At 47.2% G+C, this 21,031-nt stretch carries 17 protein-coding genes; 2 read left to right on the top strand and 15 right to left on the bottom strand.

What is annotated here, in order from left to right; genetic code table 11:
* Positions 1 to 64: 64 nt before the first annotated feature.
* Entirely contained in the window at positions 65 to 1,183 is a 1,119-nt protein-coding gene (spoVID, locus tag RB160_RS18110) for a stage VI sporulation protein D (protein WP_316571840.1), read from the bottom strand.
* Between the two features lie 198 nt (positions 1,184 to 1,381).
* Between spoVID and RB160_RS18105 the strand changes: the two genes are divergently transcribed.
* Positions 1,382 to 1,909 (top strand): hypothetical protein, encoded by a 528-nt coding sequence (locus tag RB160_RS18105; protein WP_316571839.1) that lies wholly within the window; start codon positions 1,382 to 1,384, stop codon positions 1,907 to 1,909.
* A 109-nt stretch (positions 1,910 to 2,018) separates the two neighbouring features.
* Here RB160_RS18105 and RB160_RS18100 read toward each other — a convergent pair whose 3' ends face one another.
* The 7 genes from RB160_RS18100 to hemA form a co-directional block, all read right to left on the bottom strand.
* Positions 2,019 to 3,410, bottom strand: coding sequence for a M48 family metallopeptidase (locus RB160_RS18100; protein WP_316571838.1), 1,392 nt, complete (start codon positions 3,408 to 3,410; stop codon positions 2,019 to 2,021).
* A gap of 532 nt (positions 3,411 to 3,942) precedes the next feature.
* Positions 3,943 to 5,229 (bottom strand): glutamate-1-semialdehyde 2,1-aminomutase, encoded by a 1,287-nt coding sequence (gene hemL / locus RB160_RS18095; RefSeq protein ID WP_316571837.1) that lies wholly within the window; start codon positions 5,227 to 5,229, stop codon positions 3,943 to 3,945.
* 84 nt (positions 5,230 to 5,313) lie between these two features.
* Complete coding sequence (gene hemB / locus RB160_RS18090; RefSeq protein ID WP_316571836.1) at positions 5,314 to 6,294, bottom strand: porphobilinogen synthase; 981 nt, start codon at positions 6,292 to 6,294, stop codon at positions 5,314 to 5,316.
* A gap of 46 nt (positions 6,295 to 6,340) precedes the next feature.
* Positions 6,341 to 7,138, bottom strand: a complete 798-nt coding sequence (locus tag RB160_RS18085) for a uroporphyrinogen-III synthase (protein ID WP_316571835.1) — start codon at positions 7,136 to 7,138, stop codon at positions 6,341 to 6,343.
* Positions 7,135 to 8,073, bottom strand: a complete 939-nt coding sequence (hemC, locus tag RB160_RS18080) for a hydroxymethylbilane synthase (RefSeq protein ID WP_316571834.1) — start codon at positions 8,071 to 8,073, stop codon at positions 7,135 to 7,137. Before hemC ends, RB160_RS18085 begins: the two co-directional genes overlap by 4 nt.
* Before the next feature lie 15 nt (positions 8,074 to 8,088).
* Positions 8,089 to 8,922: a cytochrome c biogenesis protein CcsA gene (gene ccsA, locus RB160_RS18075; RefSeq protein ID WP_316571833.1), complete on the bottom strand. Its 834-nt coding sequence runs from the start codon at positions 8,920 to 8,922 to the stop codon at positions 8,089 to 8,091.
* A 14-nt stretch (positions 8,923 to 8,936) separates the two neighbouring features.
* Complete coding sequence (hemA, locus tag RB160_RS18070; protein ID WP_316571832.1) at positions 8,937 to 10,283, bottom strand: glutamyl-tRNA reductase; 1,347 nt, start codon at positions 10,281 to 10,283, stop codon at positions 8,937 to 8,939.
* A 410-nt stretch (positions 10,284 to 10,693) separates the two neighbouring features.
* On the opposite strand from hemA, the gene RB160_RS18065 reads away from it, so the two are divergent.
* Entirely contained in the window at positions 10,694 to 11,179 is a 486-nt protein-coding gene (locus RB160_RS18065) for a LiaI-LiaF-like domain-containing protein (RefSeq protein WP_316571831.1), read from the top strand.
* Between the two features lie 122 nt (positions 11,180 to 11,301).
* Here the strand turns inward: RB160_RS18065 and yihA are convergent, their stop codons facing one another.
* From yihA to RB160_RS18030, 7 genes are all read right to left on the bottom strand, one after another.
* On the bottom strand, positions 11,302 to 11,886 hold the full coding sequence (gene yihA, locus RB160_RS18060) for a ribosome biogenesis GTP-binding protein YihA/YsxC (protein ID WP_316571830.1): 585 nt from the start codon (positions 11,884 to 11,886) through the stop codon (positions 11,302 to 11,304).
* Entirely contained in the window at positions 11,883 to 14,210 is a 2,328-nt protein-coding gene (gene lon / locus RB160_RS18055) for an endopeptidase La (RefSeq protein WP_316571829.1), read from the bottom strand. The genes yihA and lon overlap by 4 nt, the downstream gene beginning before the upstream one ends.
* A 283-nt stretch (positions 14,211 to 14,493) precedes the next feature.
* On the bottom strand, positions 14,494 to 16,212 hold the full coding sequence (gene lonB, locus RB160_RS18050; protein ID WP_316571828.1) for an ATP-dependent protease LonB: 1,719 nt from the start codon (positions 16,210 to 16,212) through the stop codon (positions 14,494 to 14,496).
* A gap of 204 nt (positions 16,213 to 16,416) precedes the next feature.
* Positions 16,417 to 17,679 (bottom strand): ATP-dependent protease ATP-binding subunit ClpX, encoded by a 1,263-nt coding sequence (clpX, locus tag RB160_RS18045; protein ID WP_316571827.1) that lies wholly within the window; start codon positions 17,677 to 17,679, stop codon positions 16,417 to 16,419.
* 483 nt (positions 17,680 to 18,162) lie between these two features.
* Positions 18,163 to 19,458: a trigger factor gene (gene tig, locus RB160_RS18040; protein ID WP_316571826.1), complete on the bottom strand. Its 1,296-nt coding sequence runs from the start codon at positions 19,456 to 19,458 to the stop codon at positions 18,163 to 18,165.
* A 131-nt stretch (positions 19,459 to 19,589) separates the two neighbouring features.
* Complete coding sequence (locus RB160_RS18035; RefSeq protein ID WP_316571825.1) at positions 19,590 to 20,630, bottom strand: tetratricopeptide repeat protein; 1,041 nt, start codon at positions 20,628 to 20,630, stop codon at positions 19,590 to 19,592.
* A gap of 146 nt (positions 20,631 to 20,776) precedes the next feature.
* Positions 20,777 to 21,031, bottom strand: a 255-nt coding sequence (locus tag RB160_RS18030; RefSeq protein ID WP_316571824.1) for a hypothetical protein, incomplete at its 5' end; no start/stop codon positions are given.

Below are 21,031 nucleotides of genomic sequence, written 5' to 3'. Positions count from 1 at the left end.
GGAGTCCCCCATTTTAAAAACAAACAGAGAGCGAGTGTGCGCCCGCTCAACTGCTTGTGATCGTCTATTTTTTTGCCAGCGCGAGAGGGATATACAAAACCTGGCCTTCATACACATCCTGGTTCAGGTCAAGACGGTTGTAGCGAAGAAGATTCTGAATGGACACGGAATACCTGTCGGAAATCCGATCAAGTGTGTCTCCTTTCTGGACGATGCAAACTTTAAGCTTTGCCAGCTCCTCTCCTTCATCCTTCCGAGCGAAAAATTCAGTCAGCGACATGCTCTTTTTCTTGCCCTTTTTCTTTTTCACCGGTTCCTGGACCGAGGATGAAGATTCCTCTTGTACGGCATGCTCCGCCTCGACTTCCGTTTGTTCTTCCACTGTCGCTTCTTGTGCAGAGTACTCCTGCTCTGGCTCTTGTGAATGTTCCGACTGCGGCTGGTACCCAACCGGCATGGCATTCATATCCAGATGGACGTCTTCGCTTCGGGCCGGATTGAAAGGAAGGACTCCATGGAACTGATTCCAATACGATGGGAAAGGGAAGGTTGAAAAAGCGGCAGGATTATCAGCCGAATCTTCCTCGGGAATCCGCCTCGCTTCTGCTTCAAAAATCAATTCATCTTCAGGGATATCCACGGTGTATCCTGCATATTCTTCTTCCTCATCATCCATCGCACTTTCGAACACCCGGTCCGTAAGCGCGATTTCTTCGGGCTCATCCCCGGCATCCTCTTCAAAAACAGAACTCTGGCCGTCGTAAATCCCGCTAATGATCAAGTCGGCGGTCAACTTCATGCAGCTTCTTTCGGTAAAAGAATAATCAAACGAGTCCACAATTACATCAATATCATAAATGCTCGCGATTCGGTTTACAGGAATAGTAATGTCAACCGGAAAGCGGTGGGCAAATTCGCAAAGCCCCTCTTCCCTTTGCCCGACTGAATGGACATATCTTAAGCCAGGTGCTCCCTCGGAATCTTCCTCAAGGCCGCCCGATTGGCAAACATATTCCCCTGACAAATCCAGCGCGCCGCGGATGTTGACATACTGGTCATTTTCCTGGATCGTAATATCCGGGCTCAGAGAAATCGATACGAGTTCATCGACTTCCTGTCCTTTCCGAAACCACAAGGATTCCTCCAAAGAAAACCGTAAAGACGATTGCTTCTCTTGGGACAAAGCGACTCCTCCTTTCGTGTCCTTCTAAAAAATCACCATGTCACTTACACTTTATGAGTCCGGGAAAGGCTTTATGATAAAAAATCAGCTTTGAGCAGGGATGTTTGGGCAGGTTCTGTTATTTAAAATACTCGGCGAGGTTCTCAACGGGTTTTGCGTGACATACTTTTTGGGTTTTAACTGGACAAAATCACTCATTTGGATTTGAGTGACACCTTTTCGGCTCTTGCCCAAATCTTTGTCGCTCATCTTGATTTGTGCGACACCTTTTCGGCTTTTGCTCAAATCTTTGTCGCTCATCTGGATTTGTGCGAAACCTTTTCGGCTTTTGCTCAAATCTTTGTCGCTCAGCTAGATTTGTGCGACACCTTTTCGGCTTTTGCTCAAATCTTTGTCGCTCAACTGGATTTGTGCGACACCTTTTCGGCTTTTGCTCAAATCTTTGTCGCTCAGCCGGATTTGTGCGACACCTTTTCGGGTCTTGCCAAAATCTTTGTCGCTCATCTAGATTTGTGCGACACCTTTTCGGCTTTCCGGCAAATCTTTGTCGCTCAGCTGGATTTGTGCGACACCTTTTCGGCCATTGCCCAAATCTTTTGTCGCTCATCCGGATTTGTGCGACACCTTTATAGGATTCTGCCCAATCTTTGTCGCTCAACTGATTTGTGCGACACCTTTTCGGCTTTTGCTCAAATCTTTGTCACTCAAACAGGATTAGCATGTTAATCCACCCCGGCTTTTTGCCAATAGCTGTCACTCTGTAGCTCCCAACCCTATCACAACCACCCAAAATCAAGCACAAAAAAACGCATGGAAGCCCATGCGTTCACATCAATTACGGTTTTAATAGACTAGCAATTTTTTCGATGCCGGTATCAATCGCGTACATATACGCGGTCATATCTGAGTAATCCTTGATTGCTGAGTCGGCCCCATATTCAAGCAACAGCTTTACGGTTTCCTCGTCATCGCCCATTGCAGCGTACATGAGGGCTGTCGTGCCTTCTACGGACTCCTGGTAATTCACGTCGGCCCCGGCCGCTTTAAGCAATCTGACCATTTCAGGATTGCCCTTTTCAGCTGCCGTCATAAGCGGCGTCATTGAATAGCCGGTTTCATAATTCGGGTCGGCTCCTTCTTCAAGGAGGAGTTTGACCATCTCCGTATTCCCGGATTTGATCGCCCAATCCATTGCCGTGTAACTGTTGTAATCCTCGAATTCGAGGTCTGCGCCATCCTTGGCAAGCTTCTCCGCCTTGGCGAGGTCGCCCTCTATGACGGCCTGAATGAGCGGCGAATTTTCTTCCACGCTCCAAGAATCTTCTTCAGATTCCGGGAAAGGATCGAGTGAACCAAAAGCACTCAAGCTGGACCAAACCGATGCAACAAATCCCCCGAATAAGAGGACGATTACCAAAGCATACCCAAAGTGCCCAAAGCTTCTTTTTCGAAAAATAATGGAAGATTCCACTCCGCCAAAGAATGACTCGATTTCATGGATTCTCTTCGGAAGAGGCGGGTGCGTAGACAAAATTTCGCTCAGCCAAACAAAAAAGCCTTTTTCCTGGTTTATTTGATTCATATATTCCTGCTGATTCACACGGTAAAACGTTTTTTTGCCTATTGCCAGCATCGCAAGGCTTGTTTTCGCAGCGCTCGGATTGTCGCTATAATAGGCGGCATAACGGTCACAAGTGTATTCACAGGCTCGCAAATACATTTCCGCAAGTCCCGGAATCCACATTGACGGAAGGATGAACGCCATTTTTCCCAAGTGGTTACGTTTAATATGGGCCAATTCATGAGCAAGAACAAATGTCAGTTCTTCCTCGCAGCCTTCCTCAATCAAATCAAAAATCTCCGAATAAACGACAACCATATTTTTTCGGAAAAAGCGAGTGGCGAACGCGTTCAAGGCTCCTCCAGACTGCATCACATACACATCCGGCACCTTTTTAAGCTCCATTTTCACGCAAAGCTCTTCCACTTTCGTGTAGACTTCGGGAAACTGCACCGGCGACAGCTTTACTGCATTCGTCCTGATTTGCCCCATCATAAGGCCATGCAGCAAAAATGAAAAAATAAATAGCCCTATTAAAATGGGCAGGCCAATGATTGAAATCGCGAAAAGGAAGTATGAAAGAATACTAAAGGAGAAGACAATCCAAAAGTAAATCTTTTCTTTCCGGTAGATTAAATTCATCGGTGCTTGGTCATGGTGGTTCAATAGTTTCTTTGTCCCCTTTAATGTCAGATAAGAGAAATTATAGGTGGTTTTTCAATAATTGTCACTTGCCTCTTTTTGGTAAAAAGGGCATATGATGCCCCATGAAATAGAGTTGTCTCTTAAAACCTGTTTTACTAGATTTTTGAAGACAGATTTGAACCCAATTACACACATAAAACTGTCTTCATCTAGGTTATGCAGTCACTATCTCCAAACACGTTTGGACACAAAAGTGTGGAAAAATGGATTCGGACAACACATGGAGTTTGCTCAGCCTCGGTGTCCAAATGAGCTAGGGATTCGGACAGCAAATGGAGTTTGCTCAGCTTTGATGTCCGAATAACGCTTGGATTCGGACATCAAATGGAGTTTGCTCAGCTTTGGTGTCCGAATAACGCTTGGATTCGAACAGTAAATGGAGTTTAAAGCCGAGTCGCCCCCGAAACTGTCTTCACCCCAATCCCGCGGCGTACAAGATCCCCCAAATAATAAAACCCCCGCCAAAACAGAAACCCGGCAGGGGCAGCAACGATTATTTAAGCTTTGAAAACGCGGTTTCAGCGGCTTTGATCGTTTTGTCAATATCTTCATCCGTGTGGGCGGTGGACAGGAACAATCCCTCGAATTGGGATGGCGGCAGGAACACACCCTGGTCGGCCATTTCACGGTAGTATTGGGCGAAGAATTCGAGATTGGATGTCTTGGCCCTTTCATAGTTAATGACCTCTTCGTCTGTGAAGAAGATGCCGATCATTGAGCCAGCTCGGTTGATGCGGTGCGGGATTCCGTGTTTTACAGCAGCTTCCGTCAAGCCTTTTTCAAGCATGTCCGCTTTCCGGCGGAACTCAACATAATGTTCAGGCGTCAGCTGCACCAGTGTTTCATAGCCCGCCGTCATGGCAAGCGGATTTCCGGACAGGGTACCCGCCTGGTAGATCGGTCCGCTTGGCGCGATTTGTTCCATGATTTCCGCGCGGCCGCCGTAAGCGCCAACAGGTAGGCCGCCGCCGATGACCTTGCCAAGGCATGTCAAATCAGGCGTTACGCCGAAATACCCTTGCGCGCAATGATAATCAACACGGAATCCAGTCATAACTTCATCGAAAATCAATAAGGCGCCATATTCCGAAGTGATTTCACGCAAACCTTCCAGGAATCCAGGAACTGGAGGGACAACGCCCATGTTTCCTGCAACCGGCTCGACGATGACGCCGGCAATGTCCTCACCGAACTCTTTGAACGCATAACGGACGCTATCCATGTCATTGTAAGGCACGGTAATCGTATTTTTAGCAATGCCTTCTGGAACGCCAGGGCTGTCCGGCAAACCCAGTGTCGCGACTCCCGACCCGGCTTTAATCAAAAGAGAATCGCCGTGGCCATGATAGCAGCCTTCGAACTTAAGGATTTTATTCCTACCTGTATAGCCCCTCGCTAGTCGGAGCGCACTCATCGTCGCTTCGGTGCCTGAGGATACCATCCGGATGACTTCAATGGATGGGACACGCTCGATTACAAGCTTCGCCAATTCATTTTCCATCAAGGTTGGCGCACCGTAGCTTGTACCCAGCTCGGCAACCTTTTTAATCGCTTCAACAACTCTGTCGTTGGTGTGGCCGAGGATCAGCGGGCCCCATGAAAGAACGTAGTCGATATACTCATTGCCATCGATGTCGTAAATTTTCGACCCTTTCCCGCGGGCCATGAAAATTGGGTCCATATTGACCGATTTAAAGGCGCGCACAGGGCTGTTTACCCCGCCTGGCATAAGCGTTTTTGCTTCTTTGAATGCTTCGATTGATTTATCGTATGAGCGCATGGCTTTCCCTCTTTCTGTTTTAGGATAGGCGTTGGCCTTTTAAAACCGTACATAAGCTCTCACGGAAAAGTAATACTCCTCCGTTTACTTCTGCTCCTTCAGCCAGCGGGCTGCGTCTTTCGCGTGGTAGGTGATGATCAAATCAGCACCCGCGCGCTTCATGCCTGTCAGCATTTCAAGGACGACTGCTTTCTCGTCGATCCAGCCGTTTTGGGCGGCGCCTTTCACCATTGCATACTCGCCGCTGACATTGTAAATAACGACCGGAAGATTAAAGTTATTTTTCACATCGCGGACAATATCAAGATACGGAAGGCCTGGCTTAACGATTAGGAAGTCCGCTCCTTCAAGTACATCGGATTCCGCTTCACGCATTGCCTCGAGCCTGTTCGCTGGATCCATCTGGTATGTTTTCCTGTCCCCGAACTGCGGCGTGCTGTCGGCAGCATCGCGGAACGGGCCGTAGAATGCGGATGAATATTTGACGGCATAGCTCATAATCGGCACTTCTTCAAAACCAGCCTCATCCAGGCCGGCGCGGATAGCCGCGACAAAACCGTCCATCATGTTGGAAGGCGCGATAATATCCGCCCCCGCTTTCGCCTGGCTGACCGCTGTCTGCACTAAAAGCTCGAGCGATGGATCGTTCAGAACACGGTTTCCTTCCACAACGCCGCAGTGGCCGTGGCTCGTGTATTCGCAAAGGCATGTATCCGCGACAACAATCATCTCCGGATGGCGTTCCTTGATAAACCGGGTCGCCACCTGGACGATTCCGTGGTCATGATAAGCGCCAGAACCGCATTCATCCTTCGTTGCCGGAACCCCGAACAGGATGACGGATTTGATGCCAAGCGAAACGATATCATCGATTTCCTCTCCAAGCAAATCCATTGAAAGCTGGAATACACCCGGCATTGAAGGGACCTCGTTCTTGATGTTCTCCCCTTCAATGATGAAAAGAGGGTAAATAAAATCCGTAGCGTGAAGATGTGTTTCCCTTACCAAAGCTCTCATGTTCGCACTAGTGCGTAAGCGGCGGTGACGTGAAAATTGAAGTTCCATTCTGCTAACCTCCGGACATTTCTGGCAAAACGCCAAAATTATTTCTCTATTCCATTTTATCTGTTTTATCAATGCTTTCCAAATAGTCGATAGTGCTATTGACCATATCTTCCACTGTGTATTGGCCTGGGCTTGCATGGACTTCAATCCCGAGTGAGTTCAGCCGTTTTTCCGTAACCGGGCCGATGCACGCGACAACACAGCGATTTGCCAGTTCCTTTAGCTCTTTCTCCCCCACGGCCTCGATGAAGTGGTTGACCGTAGACGGGCTCGTGAACATCAGGATATCAAGCTCTCTTTTTAACAGCATTTCATTTAGCTTCATTTTGCTTTCTTCTGGCAAGTACGTTTCATAGACGACAATTTCATCGACTGTGTGCCCTTGCTTCCTTAGCATGTTTGCAATATGTTCCCTTGCCAGGTTTCCTTTCGGGATGAGAACCCTGCACCCGTTGTTAATATGTGCGAGGAACTCCTCGGCGAATACCTCGGCGACGTATTTGCTTGGAATAAAGTCCGTATTAAACCCTCTTTCTTTTAAAAAAAGGCCCGTCCTATCCCCGATTGCTGCAATCTTAGGCAGTTTTGCATAACTTCCTTCCTGGCAAAAGGAGAGGAAGGTATCGACAGTCACATTGCTTGTGAATACAATCCAGTCATACGAATTAATCTTCGCCAGTATATGTTGCAGGGTTTCGTCCATTCCAACCGGCCGAAAGGAAATAAGAGGGATTTCGACTGGAATCCCTCCATGCTTTTCAATGAGCCGGGAAAACGATTTGGCATGGTCCGCTCCCCTTGGTACAAGCACTTTTTTATTGCTTAGGGGCAGCGGCCGATTCATTCACGGTCCAGCTCCTCTTTAACCCGGTCAATCAAGTCCTTGGCGCCTCTTTCAATCAAAAGGTCGGCAGCTTTCTCACCCAGCGCTTCGGGATCCTTGCCTGTAACAGTATCCTTGTAAACTTCTTTTCCATCCGGCGAAGCAACAAGCACATTCAGCGTGATGTCACCATTCTCTTCGGCTGTTGCGAAACCACCTATCGGAACCTGGCAGCCCCCTTCCATTTTTTTCAAGAAGGAACGCTCAGCCCTGACAGCAAGGGCGGTTTGTTTGCAGGTGAATTTCTCAAAAATATCGAGCAGTTCCTGGTCATCCTCACGGCATTCAATCGCCAATGCTCCCTGGCCGATAGCCGGGATGCACAAATCCGCATCAATGAATTCCGTAACCACTTCTTTTGACCAGCCGAGGCGGGAGAGGCCTGCGGCGGCAAGGATGATTGCATCGTATTCCCCATTGTTGAGCTTTTCAAGGCGTGTATCGACATTACCGCGAATCCACTTGATTTCAAGGTCCGGCCGGTTTAATAGAAGCTGTGAGCTCCGGCGCAGGCTGCTCGTTCCGACTACCGCACCAGGAGGCAGGTCGGCAAGCTTCACATGCCCTTTTGAAATAAGCGCGTCACGATGGTCCTCACGGAACGGAATGCAGCCGATTGTGAGGCCCTCAGGCAAAACAGCCGGCATATCCTTCATGCTGTGGACAGCCATATCAATCTCTTTATCCATCATCGCTTGTTCGATTTCTTTTACGAAAAGGCCTTTGCCGCCAACTTTTGATAGCGTCACATCAAGGATGCGGTCCCCTTTTGTCACGATTTCCTTCACTTCAAATTCAAAGGAAGGGCCGGCAATTTTCTTCAATTGTTCGATGACCCAATTCGTTTGTGTCAATGCCAATTTACTGCGTCTGGAACCTACTACTATTTTTCTCATAAAAAGCCTCCTAGTCTACGAATACCAAAAGTGGAATGACGACAATTTTCCAAAAAGGAAGAAGTTAATCAAAACAATCAGGAAGGAAGCGATATTCCATAAAGCCAGCGATTTGCCGGCCATGCTTTTCGCTATCCGCAAATACAAATAAACACTGTAGGTGGCCAACAGCAGGAAGGAGCCGATGACCTTCATATCGTACCATGGCATGTCGGGCACTTTGATAAACGCCCACTGCAAACCAAGGATCAGGCTTAACAAAAGCATCGGGACGCCAATGACCGCATGCAGGTAGGAAAAATGCTCAAGCCGTGAGAGGTCCGCAATCCGGACGAGCCTTGTCCCCCACTTTTTTCTTTTAAGCAAGTCATACTGGACCAGATACAGCAATGAAAAAACAAATGACATTGAAAAAGCCCCGTACGACAGGATCGCCATTGTAATATGGATCAAGAGGAGCTCCGAAATGAGCTGTTCCCCCATGACGTGCGACTCATACTGCATGGGTGCGAAGATATGGATTGCCATGACGATGAACCCAAGGATATTCGTGAACAAAACGATGAAATCCATCTTCAGCAGGCGGTTGATCACAAGCGACAAGGTTACAAGCACCCATGCATAAAAATAAAGCCCTTCCATTATCGTGAGAACGGGGAAACGGCCCGTCTTCAACATATATAAAAATAAAAAAAGCGTCTGCAATATCCATACAAATGCAAGTAACCAGAAGGCAATGCGGTTCGCCTTCCGGTTATGGTGGATAAAATCAAAGAAATATAACAGCACGCTTAAGGCATAAACAATAACCGTCAATTCGTGCAATCGCGTCATATGGATGTCAAACATAGACATTACCTCTCTTATGACTGAAAGGAAGCCTGCGGTGCATGAACCATACCTTTATTGGTTTCGGCTGCTTTCGGTTGTTGTTGCTCTTCGACAAGCTCTTTAATATCAAAGATTGTCATAAACAAGTCCAGCGCCTCTTCGGCATCAGGGCGTGCGGCGAGCTCTTTGGCCTGGAGGATCGGATCTTTAAGCAGCTGATTAATTATGCTCTTTGTATGCTTGTTCAATACCTTTTTATCCCGGTCGGAAAGGTTTGGAATCTTGCGTTCAATGCTTGTCATCGTTTCTGCCTGGATTGCAAGTGCTTTTTCCCTCAGAGCCGAAATGACTGGGATGACGCCTAGCATGCCAAGCCACTGTTTGAAATCGACAATTTCCTTTTCAATCATCATCATGATGACGGCAGCCGCTTTTTTGCGTTCCTGGAGGTTCGCTTCAACGATGCCTTCAAGGTCGTCGATGTCATATAAAAAGACATTATTCAATTCGGAAATCCTCGGATCAATGTCGCGTGGCACCGCGATGTCAACCATGAACAGCGGTTTGCCCTTGCGCAGCTTTTCAACCTGTTCCATTATTTCCTTCGAAATGACGAAATTATCCGAACCGGTTGAACTAATGACAATATCCGCTTCGACAAGCGAGCATTGCAGCTCCGATAGCAGTTTCGCACTGCCTCCGAAGCGGCCGGCAAGCTGCTGCGCCTTTTCAAATGTCCGGTTTATGACAGTGACGCTGCCAACCCCGTTTCCATGCAGGTTCTGGGCGGCAAGCTCACCCATTTTCCCGGCACCGAAAATCAGGACATGCTTGTTTTCAAGCGAGCCAAATATTTTTTTTGCAAGTTCGACGGCTGCATAGCTGACGGAAACGGCGTTCGCACCGATATCAGTTTCAGCATGGCCACGTTTTGCAACTGTAATAGCTTGTTTAAAGAGATGGTTGAATACCGTTCCGGTCGTTTCTTCTTCCTGGGAAAGGAGGAAGCTCGAGCGGACTTGGCCAAGTATCTGTGTTTCGCCAAGAATCATTGAATTCAGGCCGCAAGCGACATTGAACAAGTGTTCAACAGCCCCGTCCCCATCATAAATGAACAGAAACGGCGTAAACTCGCTTTGTTCAAGCCCGAACCACTCGGAAAGAAATTCTTTTATATAGTACCTACCAGTGTGAATCTGATCAACGACAGCATAAATCTCGGTGCGGTTGCACGTCGACAGGATGACGTTCTCGAGGATCGCCTTTTTTCCCTTTAGTGTCCTGGCCGCCAACCGAAGTTCATCCTGTTTAAATGTAAGCCGCTCACGGATTTCAACTGGGGCGGTTTTATAATTGAGTCCTACCACTAAAATATGCATCTAGTTAATAACACCCCCAACTTAATCACGTAACTAACTACTCAGATTATATCACGGGCTATTTCTCTGTTTGCCCGAAAAATGTGAACAGAAACCGAAACTGTGTGATATTATAAAAGCGTAGGTTGCCGTTTAGCGCCGTATGGACTGGAGGGCTCCGAACGAGATAAAGGAAACACTATGAACGTAGTGAATCGATGTTGACTTATCGTAAGGAGGAGACCGAAGTACACTAGGCGTTGGCCACCGGAGCTAGATACGTTAAAAGCGTAGGCGGCTTCGTTAGCCACTATTTTCTTTATGGCGGAAAGTCCAGCCAACGCATTAAATTATTTTGTCCATCCTTATGTACATTAGCAAATAAACCGCCATATATCAAGAGAACCTTACTGGAAGCGAGTGTAGGAACGATGAAGAACCAGCAATTATTCCCTGGAATTGTCCTGATCGGTTTCGGGGCTTATTTTTTTCTCCAACAATCGGGAGTTTCCTTCCTTCAAAACTATTATACCTGGCCGACGCTGCTCATTATTGTCGGGGTTGCCTTCCTATGCCAGGGCTATTTTACGAGGGACCATGACGCCATCCTTCCCGGTACGATCCTCGCCGGATTCGGCCTCCATTTCCATGTAGCCGGCAAAGTTCCGTTTTGGCCGAACCATATCGGCTCGTTCATCGCCATTATCGCCCTTGGCTTTTTGCTTCGCTATCAAAAGACGGGGATCGGACTGTTTCACGGGCTCCTTTTCCTTCTGGTCACAATCCTTCTCCTGTTCACGGACAAAGTAGGCGCCTGGCTTGGCGTCGTCCAGAGCAATATGTCGCTCGCCTGGAAATTCTGGCCCGTCCTCTTGATCGCAATCGGGGCCTGGTTTGTATTCGCAAGAAGGAAATAGTCCGGTTTTGGAGTCGTGGCAAAAGATTAATAGGAAGGCCGTCTTTTTAAAAAAGGCCTGGCAAAAGGGTTGTTCTCCAATCCTTGCTGCCAGGCCTTTTCCTGTACTATTCTACAATCGAATCAGTCCATATATTCCTGGAAAAGCGCCCACATCTTGTCCTTTCCTTCCCCGGTTTCCGAGGAAAAAAGGACAATTGGGTCATCCTTCTCCACTTCGAGCGTTTCCTTTGTCACCTTCAAATGCTTCTGCCATTTTCCCCTCGGAATTTTATCTGCTTTCGTCGCTAGAATAATGCATGGGATACCGTGGTGCTTCAGGAAGTCATACATCATCCTGTCGTCGGCAGTCGGCGGATGGCGCAAGTCCGTAATCAGGACGACCGCCTTCAGCTGCTCGCGTGTCGTGATATACGTCTCGATCATCTTTCCCCACGCCTCGCGCTCCTTCTTCGACACCTTCGCGTACCCATACCCAGGCACATCCACGAAAAACAGCTCTTCATTAATAAGGTAGAAATTCAGCGTCTGCGTCTTCCCTGGCTTCGATGATGTTCTCGCCAAACTTCTTCGGTTCAGCATTTTATTGATAAACGACGACTTGCCGACATTCGAACGGCCGGCAAGCGCAAACTCCGGCAAAGCCGAATCAGGATACTGATCCGGCTTCACCGCGCTTATTACAATTTCCGCACTTGTTACTTTCATACACTTCCCCCATCCGACAGCGCGTGCTTCAGCACCTCATCCACATGGGAAACAAGTACGAATTGCATTTCATTGCGCACACTCTCTGGAATATCATCAATATCTTTTTCGTTATCTTTTGGTAAAATCACTTTCGTGAGCCCCGCACGATGGGCGCTTAGCGTCTTCTCTTTCAATCCGCCAATAGGAAGTACCCTTCCCCGCAAGGTAATTTCGCCTGTCATTCCGACTTCGCGGCGGATCGGACGCCCTGAAAGCGCTGAAACAAGAGCCGTAGCGATTGTAATCCCGGCAGATGGGCCGTCTTTTGGTACTGCACCCTCCGGCACGTGGATATGGATATCATGCTTTTCATGGAAGTCCGGTTCGATTCCAAGCTCCTCCGCCTTTGAACGGATGTAGCTGAAAGCCGCCTGGGCCGATTCCTTCATCACATCGCCAAGCTTTCCGGTCAAGACAAGCTTTCCTTTCCCCGGAGAGATGGAAACCTCGATTTGCAGCGTGTCGCCGCCAACCGTCGTATAGGCGAGTCCTGTCGCGACGCCAACCTGATCCTCAAGTTCGGCTTGGCCGTAGCGGAATTTTGGTTTACCGAGGAATTCCTCAAGGTTCTTTTCCGTTACGACAACCTTCTTTTTCTCGCCGGCAACGATGATTTTCGCCGTTTTCCGGCAAATTGTCGCCATTTGCCGCTCAAGGCTCCGCACGCCTGCTTCCCTGGTGTAATACCGGACGGTTTTCAGGATGGCGTCTTCCCTAACCTGCAAGGTGCCTTTCGATAGGCCGTTTTCCTTGATTTGTTTTGGAAGCAAATGGTCTTTCGTAATATGGACCTTTTCAATTTCTGTATAGCCAGCAATCGTGATGATCTCCATCCTGTCACGGAGCGGCCCCGGGATGGTCGCAAGGTTGTTCGCCGTTGCGATGAACATCACTTTTGAAAGGTCATAAGGTTCTTCAATATAATGGTCGCTGAAATTGTGGTTCTGTTCCGGGTCTAGCACCTCTAGCATCGCTGCAGACGGGTCACCGCGGAAATCGCTCGACATCTTGTCAATTTCATCAAGTAGGAATACAGGATTCGTTGTTCCCGCTTTTTTCATCCCTTGAATAATCCTGCCTGGCATCGCCCCGACATACGTCCTTCTATGGCCCCGGATTTCCGATTCATCACGGACACCGCCAAGCGAGACGCGGATGAAATTGCGGTTGAGTGACCGTGCAATCGACCTCGCCAAACTTGTTTTTCCGACCCCTGGAGGGCCCGCGAGGCAAAGGATCGGACCTTTTAGGGAATTGGTCAGCTTTTGGACAGCGAGGTACTCCAGCACCCGCTCCTTGACCTTTTCCAGGCCGTAATGGTCCTCATTCAGGATTTTTTCAGCCCGGTCGATATCCAGGTCATCGTCTGTTTTCTTCGTCCACGGCAATGCCACAAGCCAATCGATATAATTGCGGATAACAGCGCTTTCCGCCGAGCTAGAAGGGACCTTTTCATACCGGTCGAGTTCGCGGAACGCGGTCGCCTTGACATTTTCCGGCATGCCGGCAAGCTCGATTTTTTCTGTCAGTTCGGCGATTTCGCCTGTCTTGCCCTCTTTTTCTCCCAGTTCCTTTTGGATGGCTTTCATTTGCTCTCGCAAATAGTATTCCTTCTGGGTCCGTTCCATCGACCGCTTCACGCGCTGGCCGATTTTCTTTTCAAGGTTCAGGACTTCCTTTTCATTGTGGATGATATCAACGACCTTGGACATCCGTTCCTTTACATTGATGGTTTCAAGGATCTCCTGCTTATCCTTGAGCTTCAGCGGCAAGTGGGAAGAAATGATATCCGCCATCCTCCCAGGCTCTTCGATGTCAGCGACAGATGAGTATGTTTCCGCCGATATTTTTTTTGACATCTTTATGTATTGCTCGAAATAATCCAGCATCGTCCTCATCAAAGCCTGGTCTTCAACATCCTTCGTTTCCTTGTCCTCAAATAGTTTCACAGTGACAGAAAAGTGATCGTCCAAATCCTCGAACGTCACAATTTCCGCTCGGTTAAGCCCTTCTACCAACACACGGATTGTTCCGTTTGGGAGCTTGAGCATCTGCTTAACCCTTGTCAGCGTCCCGATGGTATAAAGATCATCCTCGGATGGCTCATCTATCGAAATATCCTTTTGAGTGGTTAAAAAAATCAGATGGTCATCAACCATCGCTTTTTCGAGTGCCTGAACGGATTTCTCCCGGCCTACATCCAAATGGAGTACCATTGTTGGATAAACCAGCAAACCCCGAAGCGGCAAAAGGGGGACGACTTTTTCATTCGTTTCCGCCATTACCCTTGCACCTCCAAAATGCATTCAATTATCCTAAAGTTAGGATTTGTCTTTGTACAATTCTATCTTATTTGGTAAACCGTGTCTAATATATCGTTACCTCTCCCGTTTGTTGGTAAAGCTCTGCCCATTGCTTAGTATTATTATGGCCGGCCTGGAATATGTCTGTTCTTTTCCGAAAAAAGAAACTTCGGCCCTGCAATGCAACCGAAGTTTCTGTTTATGATTTTCATGGCTTAATGTTCGTTGGTTCTTCCTCCTGAACACGCTTACGCGCGGGCGTTTAAACCGATTCTTTCTTGGATAACTGATTTGACGCGGTTATGACGTTTCTTTCACCGAGGTCCGTGATCATATTGGCAACCCCTTTAGGAGCTACTGCATTTTTCGGTGCATCTTTGGAGGCCGCAATTTCGAGCACTTCGCTCAAATGGGTGACCGGCACAATTTTGATGCCGTCAATTTCCTTCAGGATGGACTGCATATTTTCAGCTGGTATGATCGCCGTTTTGGCACCAGCTTTCTTTGCAGCCATCACTTTGGCAAAAACACCGCCAATCGGCTTTACATTCCCATGGATGGAGATTTCGCCTGTCATTGCCACTTTGTTATCCACCGGAACCTGATAGATGGCGGAATAAATTCCTGTTGCCATCGCAATACCCGCTGATGGCCCATCAATAGGGATTCCGCCAGGGAAGTTGACGTGGATATCGTATTCATCCGCCGGGACTCCCATTGTTCTGAGAACGGTAATAACATTTTCAATTGAGCCGCGCGCCATCGATTTCCTGCGAATGGATTTTCCCTGGCCGCCGATGCTTTCTTCCTCAACGATGCCCGTAATGTTAATTGAACCCTTCTCTTTTGCGGGAATGACAGTTACTTCAATTTCAAGCAGCGCCCCTGAGTTTGGCCCATAAACAGCAAGGCCGTTCACAAGGCCAATCGCTGGAATATCATTGATTTTTCGTTCCATCCTTGGTGTCGCCTGGCTTGAATGGATAACCCATTCAATGTCTTCTTCTTTGATATCTTTCCGGTCTTCCGTTATCGCCAGCCCGGCCGCGGTTTGTACCATATTGACGGCCTCGCGCCCATTCCGCGCGTAATTCGAAAGGATTTCAAGCCCCGTTTCCGGAATGGACATCCCCACTTTATCGGCCGCCTTTTTGGCGACGATATTGATTTCTTCCTGGCTTAGCTCCCTGAAGAAAACTTCCATACAGCGCGACCTGATTGCCGGCGGAATTTCATTCGGCGTCCGGGTCGTTGCCCCAATCAGGCGGAAGTCCGCCGGAAGGCCATTTTTAAAAATATCATGAATGTGGGTTGGGATCGAGCCATTTTCCTCGTTATAGTAGGCGCTTTCAAGAAACACCTTTCTGTCCTCAAGCACTTTGAGGAGCTTGTTCATTTGGATAGGGTGAAGCTCGCCGATTTCATCAATGAACAGTACGCCTCCATGGGCATTCGTTACCGCGCCCTGCTTCGGCTGAGGAATACCGGCCTGGCCCATTGCCCCCGCACCCTGGTATATTGGGTCATGGACGGATCCAATCAGGGGATCTGCTATGCCGCGTTCGTCAAATCTCGCTGTTGTCGCATCCAATTCAACAAAGACGGAGGATGGTTCAAACGGGGATTTTGAATTCTTTTTGGCCTCTTCCAATACAAGTCTTGCCGCAGCTGTCTTTCCGACCCCTGGAGGACCATAAATGATGACATGCTGGGGGTTTGGGCCGCACAGCGCAGCCTTGAGAGCCTTGATTCCTTCCTTTTGGCCAACGATGTCGTCAAAGCTTGCCGGCCGAACCTTTTCGGCGAGCGGCTCCGTAAGCGAAATGGCCCTCATCTTCCTTAGCTGTTCCATTTCCTTGCGTGATTCTTTATCGATTGAGACTTTCTGGGTCCGTTGGTTTCGTAATAAATTCCAAAAATACAACCCGATTATAATCCCAAAGAAGAGTTGTATAAATAGGGCGATTCCGGTCCAACTCATCCTTTTCCCTCCTGAAAACGTAGTTCCGCTATTTGATAGTATTTCCGTTGAATGGAATCACTAAACAAAAAATTGCAAGAAACTCGTCTTACGAAATAGTAGGGGGAAGGTAAAAAGCCGGTTTTAAATGTTTTATCCGCAAATAAATAAAGCTGCCCGGATTTAGTTTCCGGGCAGCTTGGCTAAGCTTCTATTCGTATCCGCTTAGGCAGAATTGCGTTCTTCGTCGATGACGGTGCCATCTTCAAGAATGAGCTTTGGAATGCTGTTATCAGCAACCGTTTCCTTCGTAATGATGCATTTTGTAATATCATCACGGGACGGCAGGTCGAACATGACATCGAGCATGATGCCCTCGATGATGGAACGGAGTCCGCGCGCGCCTGTTTTACGCTCGATTGCCTTTTTGGCAATCTCAACAAGGGCCTCATCCTCGAATTCCAGTTCAACTTCATCAAGCTGAAGCATTTTTTGATACTGCTTCACAAGTGCATTCTTTGGTTTTGTCAAAATCTCAATCAACGCTGACTCATCGAGCTGTTCGAGGCTCGCAATGACCGGAAGTCGGCCGATGAATTCAGGGATAAGCCCGAACTTAAGAAGGTCTTCAGGAAGGACCTTTGAAAGAAGTTCTTTTTGGCTGATTTCCTGCTGTTTCACATCGGATCCAAAACCAATAACCTTTTGGCCAAGACGGCGTTTAATGATTGGTTCAATCCCGTCAAATGCTCCACCGCAGATGAACAGGATATTGGTCGTGTCGATCTGGATAAACTCCTGATGCGGATGCTTCCTCCCGCCTTGTGGAGGGACGCTTGCAACAGTGCCTTCCAAAATTTTAAGAAGCGCCTGCTGGACGCCTTCACCGGAAACATCCCGTGTAATGGATGGGTTCTCGGATTTGCGGGCAATCTTATCGATTTCATCGATATAAATGATTCCCTTTTCGGCCTTTTCAACATCATAGTCCGCAGCCTGGATCAATTTCAGGAGAATGTTCTCAACATCCTCACCAACATACCCCGCTTCAGTAAGCGAAGTCGCATCGGCAATCGCAAACGGTACGTTCAAAATGCGTGCGAGTGTCTGCGCAAGGAGGGTTTTCCCGCTTCCTGTCGGCCCTATCATACAAATATTGCTCTTTGACAGCTCGACATCATCGATTTTGCTGTTGGAGTTAATCCGCTTGTAATGGTTGTATACCGCTACAGACAGAGACTTTTTCGCTTTTTCCTGGCCAATGACATATTCGTCGAGGATTTCGAGGATTTCCCTTGGCTTTGGAACATCCTTAAATTCAACTTCTTCCTCGGTGCCGAGTTCTTCTTCGACGATTTCAGTACATAATTCGATGCATTCATCACATATATATACACCAGGCCCGGCAACAAGTTTTCTTACCTGATCCTGTGTTTTTCCACAGAAGGAGCACTTTAATTGCCCTTTTTCATCATTAAATTTGAACAAACCTTTCACCCCTCAAAGAACGGATTAACATTATTAAAAGCTGCATCTACCGGCAAGCTTGTATGGAAAGTCCGAGAATTCCAAAAAGCAAAGTAGCGTTATGTATTGCATTGTACCACATTTTGTATGTTGACTGAAACAAATAACTCTCTGCAACCCCGTATTCAATCTCTCCATTTTTATCCAACTGCCGTGTCTTCCGTAAAAATATGTACTCCTTTAAGCTTATCCAGTTTTCCCGCTGCTTAAGCCTGAATATAAAGGACAAAAATGATTTTCTTTTTATGTATATGTTTATTATAGTATGTTTCCATAAAATTGTATAAAACAAGGCACGAATACTCGCGCCTTGTTTTCTTTTGCCTCATGTCAATTCATACCTCCACACCGGGAGGGAGAATAAATGGTTTACAGAAACTGCTCAGCAGGTTGTCCAGGCTCATTGGCCCGGCAAACAAGCTGGTGCATGATTCTTATCTTTTATTACTCTGACTTGGACACAGTTTTGCTGTTTTCGATAAGGAAATCGACAGCTTTGTTCTTTTGAAGGTCGGATTTGATTCCTTCCGTTCCACCAAGTGCATTAACGATGTTTTCCACAGTCATGTTGTACATGCCTGCCATTTTTTCAAGCTCAGCATTGATGTCTTCTTCAGTGACTTCAAGCTTTTCGGCTTCCGCAATCGCATCAAGGACAAGGCTTGCGCGAACACGTTGTTCAGCATCGCCTTTCATTTGCTCGCGAAGAGCTTCTTCATCCTGGCCGGAGAACTGGAAGTACAGCTCAAGGTTCATCCCTTGCATTTGCAGGCGCTGTTCAAAATCTTGCATCATACGGTCAGTTTCATTGCGGACCATGACTTCAGGGATTTCAACTTCTGCGTTTGCAGCTGCTTTTTCCACTACGGCATCACGGACATGATGCTCTTTCTCGTGGTTCTTGTCATGCTCAAGGCGTTCCTTGATTTTAGCTTTCAGCTCATCAAGGGTTTCAACCTCGTCATCCACATCTTTTGCAAATTCATCATCAAGCTCAGGAAGTTCCTTCGCTTTGATTTCATGGACTGTAACCTTGAATGTTGCAGGCTTTCCAGCAAGCTCAGCAGCATGGTACTCTTCCGGGAAGGAAACTTCAACATCCTTGGATTCGCCAGTAGCAACTCCTACAAGCTGCTCTTCAAAACCAGGGATGAAGGAGCCTGAACCAAGTTCAAGGGAATAGTTTTCAGCTTCTCCGCCTTCGAAGGCTTCGCCATCAACAAATCCTTTGAAATCGATAACGACTGTATCGCCGTTTTCAGCGGTTCCTTCTTCTTTTACAACAAGCTCGGAGTGGCGAGTTTGAAGTGTTTCGATTTCTTTGTTTACGTCTTCATCGGTAACGGTTGTATCGAATTCTTCCACTTCGATGCCTTTATATTCGCCAAGCTTCACTTCCGGCTTTACTTCAACAGTTGCTTTGAAAATAAAGCTGAATCCTTTTTCAAATTGCTCAACGTCGATTTCAGGACGGTCGATTGGATCGATGCCAGTTTCGTCGATTGCATTTGAATATGCTTCAGGAAGAAGGTAGTCAATCGCATCCTGGTACAATGCTTCAACACCATACATTTTTTCAAAAATTGGGCGAGGCATTTTCCCTTTACGGAAACCAGGCGCATTCACTTTTTTTACAACCTTTTTAAAAGCGAAGTCCAATGCTTCCTTAACTTTTTCTTCGCCAACTTCTACAGTAAGAACCCCACGGTTCCCTTCTAATTTTTCCCATGTAGCAGACATATTGTTCCCTCCAGCTATCTTTTTCCTATTTTATCAATGATAGAATCGCACTTTTTATGTAAAACATTGTATGCTTACATATTGCAACCATTACATTATAGCACACGATTTTGTTCTTTCAACTCTGGCGGCTAAATTATCGGATAAGAAATTTCCTCCACTTTTCGGATCCACTGAATCGCTATCTCTACCTCCTCTTTCTTCACCTTATAAATCGTGGCCATTCCTTGAAGATCATGCAAGGACCCTAGATATGACAAGGCGATGGAATGGAAAGCCGAGGCCCACGCCGATGGGTTCTCCGGCTCCAATTCAAATGGATAAGCAGCAAAGTAGTAACGCTGAATCAGGCTTAAGACATTCTCGAGCAGGACAGGGTCGCGATGTTCAAGCTCCTCGGCAAGGATTTTCCCCGTTTCGAGCTCCAGTTTCAACCCGTGGAGAACCGGCATAATCACCGGATTGACTTCCATTGTAAAACCGAACTTTTTCACCTCTATGTCGCTGTCAATATTCTGCTCCCGAAGCACATTGAGAAGAATTGTTTTGAAGAAGGGATGCCCCTTTTCATCATTCAGGAACCGGGCAATTTCTGGTAGGAAGGGTTGAATGTTTTGCCCGGCTAATATTCCCGCTATCCTCACTTGTTCCTTTAAATCGTGAATCTTAAACAAATCAATTTCCCCGGGCCGGATTTGTTCCTCAAGGCTATCTTCTTCGATGTCTTCAAGTTCGGAATCGGTACTTGGAAGCGGATCATTGTCGGCCAATCTTTTGGAAAATTGCAGGATTGTCAAAAAGTGTTCCCGCTTTTCCGCTGGAACCTCCCTTTCATCAAATAGCGCTTCAAGGACTTCCGTAATTTCCCGATATTCATGCAACTGGATTAAGATCGTGAGGTACATTTCCACAAGCTGAAAATAATCTCCGGACCCTTCCATCAGCATTTCCTTGCAAAGCCACTTGGCTTTTCTCAATGCTCCCGCTTCAAAATACGCAAGCACCAAAGCGGCCGCGATATCGCTATTTGTTTGGTCCAATTCACGCCCCTGCTCAAGGAGGGCAATCGCTTCATTAAACCGTTTCTCTTGTAAGGCCTCAATTCCTTTTTCTGCAAGCCGCCTTTCCACATCCGGAAAAAAGACAATATTCTCGCGGCCCTTCTTTTTCATGGCAGATCATCCTTAGGTAGTTGTTGAAAAAAGTGTAGCACGGTGCACGGCAAAAAACAATTTGGACGGTAGTATGCTTTTAGGGAGGAGTATGTATCGATTCCGGAAATCATCCTGGTTTGAGTGACTTCCTTCCTGGGTTTTGTTCAAACAATTTCACTTATCCGGATTTGAGTGACTTCCTTTCTGGATTTTGTTAAAACAAAGTCACTCATCCTGGATTGAGTGACTTCCTTTCCGAGTTCTGCCCAAACAAAGTCACTCATCCCGATTTGAGTGACTTCCTTTTCGAATTTTGCCCATACAAAGTCACTTATCCCGATTTGAGTGACTTCCTTTTCGAATTTTGCCCAAATAAAGTCACTTATCCAGTCAAGTCCATATTTTTGTGTAAAAGTGTT

Origin of the sequence: Neobacillus sp. YIM B06451, assembly GCF_032667185.1 — a bacterium.
GTDB lineage: Bacteria > Bacillota > Bacilli > Bacillales > Cytobacillaceae > Bacillus_D.
The sequence above is the reverse complement of the archived record's forward strand: the minus strand, read 5'-3'. Positions and strand labels throughout refer to the sequence as shown.

What these genes read in the sequence shown, in the direction of transcription:
- RB160_RS18065 (WP_316571831.1), top strand. Translation starts at nt 10,694, where the DNA reads ATGAAGAACCAGCAATTATTCCCTGGAATTGTCCTGATCGGTTTCGGG.
- hemA (WP_316571832.1), bottom strand. Translation starts at nt 10,283, where the DNA reads ATGCATATTTTAGTGGTAGGACTCAATTATAAAACCGCCCCAGTTGAA.
- RB160_RS18085 (WP_316571835.1), bottom strand. Translation starts at nt 7,138, where the DNA reads ATGAATCGGCCGCTGCCCCTAAGCAATAAAAAAGTGCTTGTACCAAGG.
- ccsA (WP_316571833.1), bottom strand. Translation starts at nt 8,922, where the DNA reads ATGTTTGACATCCATATGACGCGATTGCACGAATTGACGGTTATTGTT.
- RB160_RS18035 (WP_316571825.1), bottom strand. Translation starts at nt 20,630, where the DNA reads ATGAAAAAGAAGGGCCGCGAGAATATTGTCTTTTTTCCGGATGTGGAA.
- hemL (WP_316571837.1), bottom strand. Translation starts at nt 5,229, where the DNA reads ATGCGCTCATACGATAAATCAATCGAAGCATTCAAAGAAGCAAAAACG.
- lonB (WP_316571828.1), bottom strand. Translation starts at nt 16,212, where the DNA reads ATGAGTTGGACCGGAATCGCCCTATTTATACAACTCTTCTTTGGGATT.
- tig (WP_316571826.1), bottom strand. Translation starts at nt 19,458, where the DNA reads ATGTCTGCTACATGGGAAAAATTAGAAGGGAACCGTGGGGTTCTTACT.
- hemB (WP_316571836.1), bottom strand. Translation starts at nt 6,294, where the DNA reads ATGGAACTTCAATTTTCACGTCACCGCCGCTTACGCACTAGTGCGAAC.
- lon (WP_316571829.1), bottom strand. Translation starts at nt 14,210, where the DNA reads ATGGCGGAAACGAATGAAAAAGTCGTCCCCCTTTTGCCGCTTCGGGGT.
- hemC (WP_316571834.1), bottom strand. Translation starts at nt 8,073, where the DNA reads ATGAGAAAAATAGTAGTAGGTTCCAGACGCAGTAAATTGGCATTGACA.
- yihA (WP_316571830.1), bottom strand. Translation starts at nt 11,886, where the DNA reads ATGAAAGTAACAAGTGCGGAAATTGTAATAAGCGCGGTGAAGCCGGAT.